This window comes from Paenibacillus sp. FSL R5-0345 (genome assembly GCF_000758585.1).
Lineage (GTDB): Bacteria > Bacillota > Bacilli > Paenibacillales > Paenibacillaceae > Paenibacillus_AQ.
On record NZ_CP009281.1, the window covers coordinates 5,248,145 to 5,260,839 of the forward strand.

Here is a 12,695-nt window from a genome sequence, read left to right on the forward strand (position 1 = left end):
TTTTGACTCAAAACTGAAATTTCCGGTTGATCGTTTAAGAAGCATTTTGATCAAAAAATGCAAAACAGCAATTCTCCGCAAGTGGTGACAGAGAATTGCTGTTGTTTGCACTTTTCAACATCATTCGATACATAAATGCCCATTTATTTCCCGGGAAAAGACAAGTTTATCGGATTAATCTTCGTAATCAACTAAAGTAATAACTTCAATTCCAGAAAGCTTATTACGTCCAGCAAGCTCAACCAATTCAATCAAAAATGCTGCGCCTACCACCTTACCACCAAGCTGCTCCACAAGGCTTACCGAAGTAGCTATAGTGCCTCCTGTTGCTAATAAATCATCAGCAATTAATACATTTTGTCCAGGCTTAATCGCATCTGTATGAACAGCAAGTGTGTCTTTACCATATTCAAGATCATACCCAACCTCGATAGTCTCATAAGGCAGTTTCCCACTCTTACGAATTGGCACAAAACCTACACCCAATGCATAAGCAAGCGGTGCACCAACTACAAAACCACGTGCTTCCGGTCCAGCTATTACGTCTATTTCTAAGTGAGCTACAAGAGCTTTCAGTGCATCAATCGCCTGGCGGTAAGCGTCACCGTCTTTTAGCAAAGTGGTGATATCTTTAAAACTAATACCTTCTTTTGGAAAGTCAGGAATCACGCGAATACTATCTTTGAAATCCAAATTTTTCATCTCCTAAAAGTTTTGTTAGCATATGCTACTTTGAGTTCAGTTCGGCAAAACTTACTTCGTAAGCGCCCGCTTTGTTTTGTTAGCATATGCTTCATTGAGTTCAATTCGGCAAAACTTGCTTCGTAATTACGATACGCCTAAACGACGTGATAACATCCAATCCTGTAGCTCAGACAGGCTACCTTCCATGAAGTACTGCTCCATTTCCGCCATCTGCCCCAGTCTAACGAAATGACTTGATGCTGTAAGACTCTTAGCTGCGGGCTGCGTAATAAAGGTCACACTTCCCTGACTTCTTTCGATAAAATCAAGCTCCTCGAACACATCTAACATTTTATTAAGCATTCGAATACTTAATGATGATTGTCGGCTTAGCCGCAGCAGCACTTCATTCTCAGGTGTTGCAACAGCAGTGATTGACGCCAGCAGTTTATAAAGTATTTTAAAATGATCCCGTGTCGGAATGATAAGTCGTTCACGACCATCCTTTATAGAATGCAACAGTGCGATATTATCAGCATTAGGAAAAGCCTTTAGTAACGCGTCAAGTTGTTCAGGCGTCTCCGGCATATCCAGTAGACATAACAATGAGACATGCCCTGATTCCTGAATTGAGTCATCCTTATTAGCGGCGCTAATGCCATCTTCTTTATCATATACCCAGAAGGACATTCCTATCAATTCAGTCTGTGGGTTCATACGACCGCTCTGAAACACTGCTGCAGCACGATATGGACCAGCACCGCTATAAGGCAGCAGCAGCTCTCTAATATGCGCAGCTTGCCGTACAGCGTCAGCAGCGCCACGGAGATCGAATAACTGAGCATCTTGAACAGATAAATCCTGGAGCATCAATTGTGGTTTCCTCGAGCCATTCCACTCGTTGATCGACAGTTCTGCCAGCACATTGATTGTGGTGCCCGCAGGAAGGAGCTTAGCCAAATCTCCTTTACCAAAAGCTAAGGCTTCAATTGTACTCTTCCCTTGCTGCAATACAATCTTCAAGTGTTTTCCTTCTTGCCCCATTGTTCGTGTCTCTTTCACGGTAGCCCCGCGAATGATAAACTTTGGCAAAGGATTTGACATCCCGAAAGGTGCAAGCCTTTCCAATTCAAGCGCGGTCTGAAGGGACAAATCAGATATCGACACTTCTGCATCAGCAGAAGTAACAGGAACGAAATGCTCCGGTGTCAACACAGTAGCCGCGTATTCATTTAATGCCGCAGCGAAGGCTTCTAAGCCGTCCTGATGCAGACTCATTCCTGCGGCTGCTGGATGACCACCGAAATGCTCCATTAAGTTAGAACAAGAGGATAACGCCGCATATATATCAAAGCCAGGAATGGAGCGGGCAGAGCCTTTGCACATACCGGTCTCTGGATGAATATCCAGAATAATCACAGGCCGATAGTAACGCTCCAGCAGTTTGGAAGCCACTATACCTACCACACCCACATTCCAACCTTGTTCAGCAAGAACAATGATATCTGGTATTTCTCCGCCCTGAGCAATCTGCTCCAGTTTTGCAGTGGCCTCCACTACAATTCTTTCTACAACCAATTGGCGTTCTTTATTGAGCAGATCAAGTTCTCCAGCCAGTTGCTCTGCCTCATCAGCATGCTCTGTTGTAAGTAAAGCCACTGCCCGTCCAGCATGATCCAGACGGCCGCTCGCATTGATACGAGGCGCCATTCCAAAAGCGATATTAACCGCACTCACGGTACTCATGCTCACCCCGCTGACACCTAATAAAGCACGAATACCAGGGAATCGAGAGTTTCGCATACTGACTAACCCGTTTCGAACAATCTCGCGATTCTCGTCTAGAAGCGGCATTAAATCCGCTACAGTACCGATAGCGGCTATTTCCTGCCATTCTTCGGGAGTTTCCTCACCTAACATAGCCTGAGCCAGCTTATAAGCTACCCCCACACCCGCCAATCCTTTGAAGGGATATGGGCAGTCGGGTAGCTTCGGATTAATCAGCGTGTAAGCCTCAGGGAGAAGCTCTGGTGGCTCATGATGATCCGTGACGATCACATCGATCCCGAGTTCATTAGCGTAAGCAATCTGATGATAGGCGCTAATGCCAGTATCTACAGTAATAATTAAGGATACACCCTGCTGTAGAGCCCAATCCAAAGCATGATTATGCAGCCCGTAGCCCTCATTCGAACGGTGCGGGATATAAATATCAAAGGAAGCACCCAAGTAACGTAGCAAATGAATCATTAATGCGGTACTGGACACACCATCGGCGTCATAGTCACCGTAAATAAGAATATGTTCTTCTTCTTTTAAAGCCTTTCTAATTCTGGGAACCGCTTCGGCCATTCCTTTTAGGAGGAACGGATCATGCGAAGCTTCCACACCGCCATCCATGAACGATAGAGCCTCATGCGGCGTATTCATTCCTCTAGTCACTAATAGTGAGGATAAGAGCGGAGAAATAGAAAGGCTCCGGGCCATATCCCTTACGATGTCGGGATCGGCTGCCGGAGATTGCCATCTTGTTTTTGAATAAAGCAATAGCGCTCACCTTTCTCTCACCTTGCGAACTACTGAAGCAACGTCGGAATATCATTATCCGCCAATTCATAGTTACTTTTGTATGGATATCCGGGATCATAAGGAACTACGTCCATGTGTACCTCACCAACATGAACAAACCGGTGTTGTAATAACTTTCTTGCACATTCCGATATATCCTGTGCTTCCATCACCGTTATCCGCGGATTTACACTGATCTTCACATGCAGATTCACATAATTTCCTTGCTCAAGCGCCTTCAAATGTTCCACACGGATAACGCCGTGAACACGTTGTACAGTTTCAATAAAATTAGCTGCCTCCTCAGAAGGTAGCTCCTGCACATTCTTACCATTTACCGTACTAACAATGAGTATATAGCCTTTACGAAGAATTAAGCATCCTGTTAAAAGTGCGGCAATAGGGTCCATATAGAGTAGAGGATGCCAATAGGTCCCTCCCATTGATAATGATATCCCAACTAATACTGTGATAGAAGTATATAAACTGAAACGATGACTATTGGTATAAGCAGCATGACTGCCATCACCTATTTTTTTAAAGTACCGATATTGATATTGAAATACAGCTTCTTTAAATACAATAGATAGCAAGACAGTTACAAGTGCAAGTTCACCGCGAGTAGATGACTGTCCTTCGGTTAAGTCACGGATTGCAGAGAAGACGATCTGCAGCCCTCCCATTAGGATTAATACCGAAAAAAGTATAGCTAAAAGCGGTTCCTTATTCCCCCGCCGGTCTTCTATCCGTTGCTTGCTCTTTCTGTTCTCTTCAGAGCGCCACGGAAGAATATCCGCCAATTTAGCTGCAGCATCTGCTCCGGAATATAAAGCATCGCCCATTAATGCCTTGCTACCTGAAATATAGCCAAAACTACCCTTAGCTACTGCCAAAGTAACATCGCTGATGATCCCTGTCCAAGCAACCGTCTTGCTTTGCGGTGATCGTTCTTTATTCATACGAGGCCCCCCTTACCACTAGCAAGTAATCTCATGATGATACAATACACATGACATACTACCCCAAAGATTTCGAAAGCCGCGTCGCATTTGACGCGGCTTTCTTAAATTATAAAGTTGATGTTTTTTTCATTCAAGTGTAGCCATGTTATTTCTCTTGAGACATTAACCTTTAGCTGGGCTACTCTTTACCTTTGTCTTCTCACGCTTCTTAAGCAGTAGCCACACCGGACTTGCAATAAAGATGGAGGAGTACGCTCCAAATAGCAATCCGATAACCATCGCAAGCGAGAACATCTTGATGGACTCTCCTCCGAGAATTAACAGGAAGAACGCCGCAATAAACACGGTAAATGCTGTGTAGAGAGAGCGCATAAGGGTCTGAGCCACACTCTTATTCACAAGTTCTTTCAAGTCTTCATAGGTCTTCTGTTTACCAAAACGTAAATTCTCACGGATACGGTCAAAGATAACGATCGTATCATTGATGGAATAACCGATAATCGTAAGCACCGCTATAATGAACGTCAAATCCACTTCCAAACGGAAAATAGAGAAGATGGCAACGACCATAAAGGCATCATGGATCAGTGAAACGATAGCTGCCAATGCAAACCGCCATTCAAAACGGATACTTACATAAATGATAATCCCTAGACAAGAAATGAGAACCGCATAGATCGCATTACGTGCAAGTTCTTTAGACATTTCAGTATCCACGGTGTTAATCTCAAACGATGCCTTATCGTCCAGCTTCAAGATCTCTGCTTTAAGCGCTTCATCTTGTTGCTCATCAAGTACTTGATCGTAACGAACGTTGACCCGTTCACTTCCTAACGTAATGCTTGGCTCACTTGAAATCCCAACTTTTTCAACCGCTGAATTAACTTCTTCCAATGTCAAATTCTTAGACAGAGAGATATCAACATTAGATCCTGCTTTGAAATCAACGCTGTAATTCAATCCAAAGGTTGCTAGGAAAATCAAACCTGCCACTGTAAGAGCAATGGAAAAAACATAGAAAAATTTACTCAAATGTACGAAATCAAGCTCTTTCTTAAAGCGCACGAATATCACTCTCCTTAACACCGAAACTCTTCGGTTTGTTCAGCTTACCTGCTTTAACAAGCTGGCTAAGCAACCAGTGGGAGAAATAAAGATTCGTAGCGATACTCAGTACGATTTCCACGATCAGTACCAATGCGAAACCTTTGACTGCACCTGTACCGAAGGCGAACATGACAGCCGCCACAATAACAGTTGTGACATTGGAGTCCATTACTGTCCGGAAAGAGGATTTATTACCTGCTTTAACAGAGGAAAGTACACTTTTACCACTGCGCATTTCTTCCCTTATCCGTTCATTTGTAATGATATTGGCATCGACGGCCATCCCTATACCCAGAATAAACGCGGCTATACCAGGCAATGTCAATGTAAAGTCCGCAAAGACAAAGACCACAATTAGCAACCATGTATGCAAGATCAGTGCAAAACTAGCCAAGAGACCTGGCAAGCGATACATACCGATCATGAAGATAAGGATAATCAAAGAACCTATTAAGCCAGCTTTGATCGTTTGTTCAAGCGACTGTTTACCAAGTGTTGCACCCACACTTTGGGAGTATTTCTCAGTAAGTTTCAGTGGCAACGCACCAAGATTAATAGTGTCAGCCAGTTCACGTGCTTCTTTAATTGTATACTGACCGGAAATAGACGCACTACCATCGGTAAGTACTGCTTGTACCGTAGGGTCCGATAGTTTGTTCTCATCCAAATAAATTGCGAGATTCTTTCCTAAGAGGCGTTTAGTAATCTCTGCGAATTTATCCTTGTCTTTTATTTTGATACTGATGATTGGCTGATTCAGGTTATCCCGTCCAACCTCTGCTGCACCTTCAACAAAATCACTACCTACCAGTTCGATCTTGCTGTAAGTACCTTCAGCGTCACCTTCAGCAGCACTACGGAAAGTCAGAACTGCAGGCTCCTTCATCTTCTTACGAACCTCTGCTTCATCAGTAACGCCCGCAATTTTCAAACGAATACGGTCAGTACCTTCAGTTGTAACCTCTGGTTCACTGGTTCCGAGCGCATTAGCCCGTTTTTCCAAACTTTCTGCTGTTTTCAACAGTGAAGCTCGGGACAATGCAGCTCCCGCTTCCATAGGCTCTGCATGGTACAGAATCTCAAATCCGCCTTTCAGGTCAAGACCAAGTCTAACCTTGTCCAGCAGTCCAGGAGTAGTAAATACCATGACGCCTGTCAAAACGAGCACGGTAATAATAAAGCCCATTAGTCTCTTCATGCTCTAGCTAGTTCCCCTTTCATTAACTCAATATTCCTATTATAGCTACACGCGAAATGACCGTCAATTCACAGCATGGACATAGCTATACTCACACAAAGAAACGGCCGCCCCTGCTCATAACAGCAAGACATCCGTTTATATAGGAAATGTGAAGTTATTATTCTCTCACTTTACAGCTTTATGTACCTATTCGCAAAAAGAAACGGAGTGTTTGTTATTCAGTTCAACCCCCGATAGGCCGCTATAGTCAAATAAGTCATGTAACTATTGGCTTTTAAGGAATAAATATCATTTACCAGCTTATGCAAGGGAGGCATCCCGTCCTTATCATAATTACGACTGATACAATCCCAAATATCCTTGCTGGTTACATACTCATAGCCGAGGAGCCGGAATTCTTCAGCTTTGCTGCGGCACATGGCTTCGATTTCTTCACTATGTTGATCATGATTCCACTGTTCCGATTCCACGTGATGACACCTCCAAAGATCGCTCGTGTGCGTATGCTTACCATAAGTATTCGACCCAAGTTCTCTGCTTTCCTCCTTCCGTCACAAAAAGTTACAACTACTAAAACAAGGCATGCAGGGATAGGGGTACAGCATATCCATAAGAATAGACAAGTTGGCCAGCGTTTCATTTCATTTGGGGAAGAAGGCGTGACCTTTGAGGAAACAGAGCTTTATTCAAGGAACTTTAATCTTGCTTGCCGCCGGCATCATTAATCGAATGCTTGGATTTATACCCCGAATTGCTTTGCCGCGCATCATTGGAGCAGAGGGCGTGGGTCTATATCAGCTCGTGTATCCTTTTTTTCTCGTGCTGGTTACTGTCATTACAGGTGGTATTCCTCTGGCTATTGCTAAAATGGTGGCGGAAGCTGAGGGAGAGAACCGCCCTGAGAAATCGCGGCAAATTTTACGGACTGGCCTTACCCTTAGTGTCGGACTAGGGATCTTCTTTACCATTGTTGCGCTGGTCAGTGCTTCATGGGTCTCCAATGTGCTCTTAACAGACCGCCGAGTTTATTATACTTTTATTGCCATGATCCCAATGATTGGAATTGTTGCTGTATCTGCGATCTACCGTGGTTATTTCCAAGGCAGGCAGAACATGATTCCTTCCGCACTTTCTTCGGTTTTTGAGTCTATCGTGCGAATATTTTTTATGCTGTGGTTCTCTTGGCTTCTGCTACCTAAAGGTATCGCTTTAGCTGCTGCAGGGGCGATGCTCGGTGTAACTGTGGGAGAGATTGGTGGAATGTTAGCCATTCTGTGGCAATATTATGTCATCACGAAAAAAGATAAAAAAACAACCCCCTTCCTAGAGCAGCAGCCGGTCGAACAGGACAGTATACCCTCTAATCCAGAAGCTGTAAAATCAACCTCCCCCATACTGCGGCGTTTACTAGGTGTATCTATTCCTGTAACGGCAAGCCGACTTGTGGGCTCTTTTTCCTATCTACTGGAATCTATAATTACCGTACGTAGTCTTGCATTGGCAGGAATCGCAACAGCCGCAGCGACTGCGCAGTATGGGTCTTTACAGGGAATGGTGATTCCTTTACTGCTGCTTCCCGGAGCTTTGACCTCCTCCCTTGCGGTGTCTTTGGTCCCATCTTTATCCGAGGCTGCCGCGAGAAAGGACTTGCCTACCATTCACAAACGAATGCATCAAGCCCTTCGACTCGCTCTGGTAACAGGCGCTCCCTTTGCTGTTCTTATGTATGTCTTGGCGGTCCCACTATGTAATTTGTTATACGGCAATGCGGACACCGCTCCTATGCTAAAACTAATGGCCCCTTTCGCTTTGTTCCTCTATGTTCAAGCCCCCTTACAAGCTGCGCTTCAAGCTATGGACAAACCGGGCAGGGCACTCATCAATACCCTTATTGGGGCAGTAGTCAAAATCATTTTGATTGTTATATTAGCTTCACAGCCTGATTACGGAATCTACGGCGCAATCATTGCCATAATTGTGAACAGTGTTCTTGTTACTCTACTGCACGGGTACAGCGTGGTCAGTCTAATTTCATTATCCTTACGAATAACTGATACCATTAAGACCTTATGTGCGATGATCATTATGGGAGCGGGCGTGCGTTATGTATACATCTCCATTCCCATTGCAGATGCACAATGGATTCAATTTTTATTTGCCTCTGCGATAGGAATGGCCCTGTATTTCGGTATCAGTCTATTAGCTGGTCTTATCTCACTTCGTGATTTGGATCGACTGCCGTTCATTAAGCGCTGGCTTTAGAATGGTTATCTGTTATCCAAACGGTCAACATACACTCGGCCTTTATGATCAATGGAGCAAAGAAATACATCCCGGAAATCTGATACTCCCTTTTGGCGAATCTGGGTTCTCAGCCAGAACCTTGTTTTCCCTATCATCTCTAAATTATGATCCTGGACCTTTCCATCCATAATCAGTGGAATAGGAAGCCCTTCATATCTGATTTTGTTCTTTGGCAGCTTTACTTTCTGACTGCTTACATCTGCATCCTCATCGTTCTTATTGTTCTCAGCAACTGAACTGCTATTGCCTGTTTGATTAGAAGATGAAAGTCCTTTGTCTTTTTCGAAAACGGTAAGTTGACCACTGGGCTCCAGAATCGCAAATTCCACATCTGCAGGACTAGCTATGTTCTGACCTCGCAATTGCTGCAGCAGATCATCAATATTGTACCTTTGTTTACGCATCTCTCCCCGGTGCAGCTTACCTCCAGAAATAAGTATGCTCGGTTTACCGTCCATTAACAGCCGAATCTTTCTACTCTTAAGACTGAGCTGAGCAACCACAACCTGAATGATAACCAATGTGGCCATCGGAACCAGACCTTCGTAAATCGGGCGATTAATATCCTCGATCACAAAAACAGCAATCTCAGCAATCATAATTGAGATCGTTAGATCAAATACAGATAACTTACCGATTTCCCTCTTCCCCATGATACGCATGCACAGGAATATGAAGAAATACATCAGCACGGTCAAGAAAATATGGGTAGTGATATGCTGGGACATATAGCTTCGCTCCCCTCCACTCTCACCCGCAGACTTGTTTTCTCGGGCGGATTAATGTAACCCTATTCTGACCGCTCAGCACAGGGAACATTCGGAAGCGAACATATTAATTAATGGTAAAAAGGCTGCAATGCCCATTCTTGTACTATTGGGGCAAGCCTCCCCATACAATGAATAATAACTTATGTAGATTATTTTTCTAAAAAAACTTTAGGAGGTTGTACCATGTATTTAATCCGGCGCCTGTTCTCATGGAGAATAGCCAATCCTGTGTTATCTGGTCTATGTCGATCCTTCCTTTGGATGCTGTTTGGCGCGTTTGTCCTCTCTCTTTTATTATGGGGCAGCGGTCTCAAGGAGCAAGATCTCTCAATGTACACTTATATAGTACACGGCATAGCCGCAGCATTCGGAGGACTAACCGCCGGTCGCAGAGCCACGAACAAAGGCTGGTATCAGGGAAGTCTTACAGGAGTCTTTTACGGGATTATCGTTCTGCTAATTGGATTTCTGGCTCTGGATAGCTCACCTTCTGGTGTTGATCTTCTTTGGGTGCTGGCTGCTGCAGCAATTGGAGCGCTTGGCGGAATGTTTGGGGTTAATTTACAGAAAAGCTAAAATTATTATTTCATTAAATTCGAAACATTCCTTGAAAATATGTTAAACTGTGATCATCTGACTTCATAAAGAGAATCAAGGAGGCTTCGAATGCTTTGTTTTACCAATCAATGAACCATATTGTTTTGTACACAGTTGCATTAGTAGTGATATTAGTATGGATTGGCGCTCGTCGTAATCCCATCATGGCATTAGTTGAAATTGGGAGAGAGATGCTGCGATCCTATAAGTTTTTGCTACTGATGGCAGGAATGTTTGGTGTACTGGTCTTGAATAAATATGAACTGCAAATTGAAGAAAAAATGCATCTTGCCTCAGATTATACATCCTTTGTATTTGGATTAGAGGGGCATTTTGTCCAAGCTGTTCAGGATATATTCTATAGTCCATGGCTAACGCCTATCATAGTTTTCTTCTACATTTTCATGCTTCAATCTGTACTAGCAGCTTCTCTAGGTGTTTATCTGTTAGATAAGAACCGTGTGATGCTGTACGCAACCTGCTATGCTATTATCATTAACTATGCCGTAGCGATTCCATTCTACCTATATTTCCCTGTAAATGAGGTATGGTCCTATGTACCTGCAGGTGTTAGGTTTACTATGCTGGATGTATTTCCGAAGTTTGAGCAAGAGTACCGCCCTCTATCCGGTCTCAACAACTGCTTCCCGAGTCTACATACGTCCATTTCCGTTACAATGGCACTACTGGCATTCCGTTCAGGGAACCGCCGCTGGATGGTCATTACGAGTATTTCCGCAGTCGTAATCGTCTTTGGTATTTTCTATCTGGGCATTCATTGGCTTACAGATATGATAGGCGGCACTCTGCTAGCAGTCTTGGCTTCTACAGTTGGTGTTCAGCTTGCCAAATTGACTTTACGGGGACGTGAAGAATCGCTCACAGTTCGCAGCCGAATAACGGATATGCGTTAAACGAATAGATCACTATGAAAAATGAAAGTCAAAAAAGCGGTGTCCCTCTTAAAGAGAGACACCGCTTTTTATGTAGTTAATACAGATAAAACTATACTTTCTCCTCCACATCCGTCGCAACGGAGTGACTAATGGAACCGCGATCAAAGGTCAGTTTAGTTACATCATTAACCCGTAGAACCACGATATCATCGGAGATTTCCATGATCGTACCGTGAAGACCACCAATTGTGACGATCTTGTCGCCCTTTTTCAAAGCCTTTAACATCGCATTACGAGTTTTGGTCTTCTTTTGTTGCGGACGAATCAGCAAGAAGTAGAATACTACAAACATAAGTACAAATGGACCTACAAGACCTAGTATACTACCTCCACCTGTTGCTGCTGCATATTGAAACATATTTCTCCCCCCTTTCAAAGTACATTAAGGCATTAAATTCAACCTAGAAGCCTTTAAGATTATCATATAATCCGTATTTTGCGAAAAACTCATCGCGAAAATCAAGCAGCCGATCTTCCTTGATGGCTTCACGTACTTTACGCATCAAATCCAACAGGAAGTGTAAGTTATGGTATGTCGTCAATCGAAGTCCGAAGGTTTCATCGGCTTTGATTAGATGGCGCAAATAAGCGCGGGAATAATTCCGGCATGTGTAGCAATTGCACTCCGGATCAAGCGGCCCAAAATCGCGGGCATACTTTGCGTTGCGTACAACGAGTCTTCCCTGACTGGTCATCGTTGTTCCATTTCGAGCAATACGAGTAGGCAGAACACAGTCAAACATGTCCACTCCCCGGATTGATCCTTCCAGCAGTGCATCCGGTGAACCAACGCCCATTAGATAGCGAGGTTTTCCTTGTGGCAGCAGGGGAACTGTATAATCCAGCACTTCATACATTAGCTGCTTGGACTCTCCGACGCTGAGCCCCCCAATAGCATACCCCGGGAAATCCATGGAAGTCAAATCAGCCGCACTCTGACGGCGAAGATCCTCATACATACCACCTTGCACGATAGCGAATAGACCTTGATCATTCGGACGAGCATGACTTTTCAGGCAACGTTCCGCCCAGCGTGTTGTACGCTCCAGTGATTTTTTCACGTAATCATATTCAGCTGGGAATGGTGGACACTCATCGAATGCCATCATGATATCAGAGCCAAGTGCGTTTTGAACCTCCATAGCTACTTCAGGAGACAAGAACTTCTTGTCCCCATTTAGATGAGAACGGAAATGAACGCCTTCTTCTGTGATCTTGCGCATGTCACTGAGCGAGAATACTTGAAACCCGCCGCTATCCGTCAGAATAGGACGGTCCCAGTTCATGAACTTGTGCAGTCCGCCTGCTTCACGAACGATATCATGTCCCGGTCTCAGGAATAGATGGTACGTATTACTCAAAATAATATGAGCATCCATTTCTTTCAGTTCTTCAGGACTCATTGTCTTGACTGTGGCTTGTGTGCCGACTGGCATAAATGCAGGTGTCTCAATCACACCATGTGGAGTGTGGACTCTTCCAAGTCTTGCTCCGGATTGTTTGCACGTTTTGATGTGCTCATAAGTAATTGCTGCCATAAGTTAAC

The 12,695-nt window shown here is 44.1% G+C and carries 12 protein-coding genes; 3 read left to right on the plus strand and 9 right to left on the minus strand.

What is annotated here, in order from left to right:
- Positions 1–174: 174 nt before the first annotated feature.
- The 6 genes from R50345_RS23220 to R50345_RS23245 form a co-directional block, all read right to left on the minus strand.
- Positions 175–693, minus strand: a complete 519-nt coding sequence (locus R50345_RS23220; RefSeq protein WP_042130484.1) for an adenine phosphoribosyltransferase — start codon at positions 691–693, stop codon at positions 175–177.
- Positions 694–828: 135 nt separating this feature from the next.
- Complete coding sequence (gene recJ, locus R50345_RS23225; RefSeq protein WP_042130486.1) at positions 829–3,231, minus strand: single-stranded-DNA-specific exonuclease RecJ; 2,403 nt, start codon at positions 3,229–3,231, stop codon at positions 829–831.
- A 29-nt stretch (positions 3,232–3,260) separates the two neighbouring features.
- Complete coding sequence (locus R50345_RS23230) at positions 3,261–4,211, minus strand: cation diffusion facilitator family transporter (RefSeq protein WP_042130488.1); 951 nt, start codon at positions 4,209–4,211, stop codon at positions 3,261–3,263.
- A 165-nt stretch (positions 4,212–4,376) separates the two neighbouring features.
- Complete coding sequence (gene secF, locus R50345_RS23235; protein ID WP_042130490.1) at positions 4,377–5,279, minus strand: protein translocase subunit SecF; 903 nt, start codon at positions 5,277–5,279, stop codon at positions 4,377–4,379.
- Positions 5,269–6,519, minus strand: coding sequence for a protein translocase subunit SecD (gene secD / locus R50345_RS23240; RefSeq protein ID WP_042130491.1), 1,251 nt, complete (start codon positions 6,517–6,519; stop codon positions 5,269–5,271). The genes secF and secD overlap by 11 nt, the downstream gene beginning before the upstream one ends.
- A 221-nt stretch (positions 6,520–6,740) precedes the next feature.
- Positions 6,741–6,992, minus strand: a complete 252-nt coding sequence (locus tag R50345_RS23245) for a post-transcriptional regulator (RefSeq protein WP_042130493.1) — start codon at positions 6,990–6,992, stop codon at positions 6,741–6,743.
- A gap of 196 nt (positions 6,993–7,188) precedes the next feature.
- On the opposite strand from R50345_RS23245, the gene spoVB reads away from it, so the two are divergent.
- The gene (spoVB, locus tag R50345_RS23250; RefSeq protein WP_042130495.1) at positions 7,189–8,784 is read left to right on the plus strand and encodes a stage V sporulation protein B; all 1,596 of its coding nucleotides are present in this window, start codon (positions 7,189–7,191) and stop codon (positions 8,782–8,784) included.
- A 5-nt stretch (positions 8,785–8,789) separates the two neighbouring features.
- Here spoVB and R50345_RS23255 read toward each other — a convergent pair whose 3' ends face one another.
- Positions 8,790–9,554: a YetF domain-containing protein gene (locus R50345_RS23255; RefSeq protein WP_042130496.1), complete on the minus strand. Its 765-nt coding sequence runs from the start codon at positions 9,552–9,554 to the stop codon at positions 8,790–8,792.
- A 225-nt stretch (positions 9,555–9,779) separates the two neighbouring features.
- Between R50345_RS23255 and R50345_RS23260 the strand changes: the two genes are divergently transcribed.
- Together R50345_RS23260 and R50345_RS23265 are read left to right on the plus strand one after the other, a co-directional pair.
- On the plus strand, positions 9,780–10,172 hold the full coding sequence (locus R50345_RS23260) for a TIGR04086 family membrane protein (protein ID WP_042130498.1): 393 nt from the start codon (positions 9,780–9,782) through the stop codon (positions 10,170–10,172).
- A gap of 95 nt (positions 10,173–10,267) precedes the next feature.
- Positions 10,268–11,107: a phosphatase PAP2 family protein gene (locus tag R50345_RS23265; protein ID WP_231573902.1), complete on the plus strand. Its 840-nt coding sequence runs from the start codon at positions 10,268–10,270 to the stop codon at positions 11,105–11,107.
- Positions 11,108–11,198: 91 nt separating this feature from the next.
- Here R50345_RS23265 and yajC read toward each other — a convergent pair whose 3' ends face one another.
- Together yajC and tgt are read right to left on the minus strand one after the other, a co-directional pair.
- Positions 11,199–11,507, minus strand: coding sequence for a preprotein translocase subunit YajC (gene yajC / locus R50345_RS23270; protein ID WP_042130502.1), 309 nt, complete (start codon positions 11,505–11,507; stop codon positions 11,199–11,201).
- 43 nt (positions 11,508–11,550) lie between these two features.
- Entirely contained in the window at positions 11,551–12,687 is a 1,137-nt protein-coding gene (gene tgt / locus R50345_RS23275) for a tRNA guanosine(34) transglycosylase Tgt (protein ID WP_042130504.1), read from the minus strand.
- Positions 12,688–12,695: the final 8 nt, after the last annotated feature.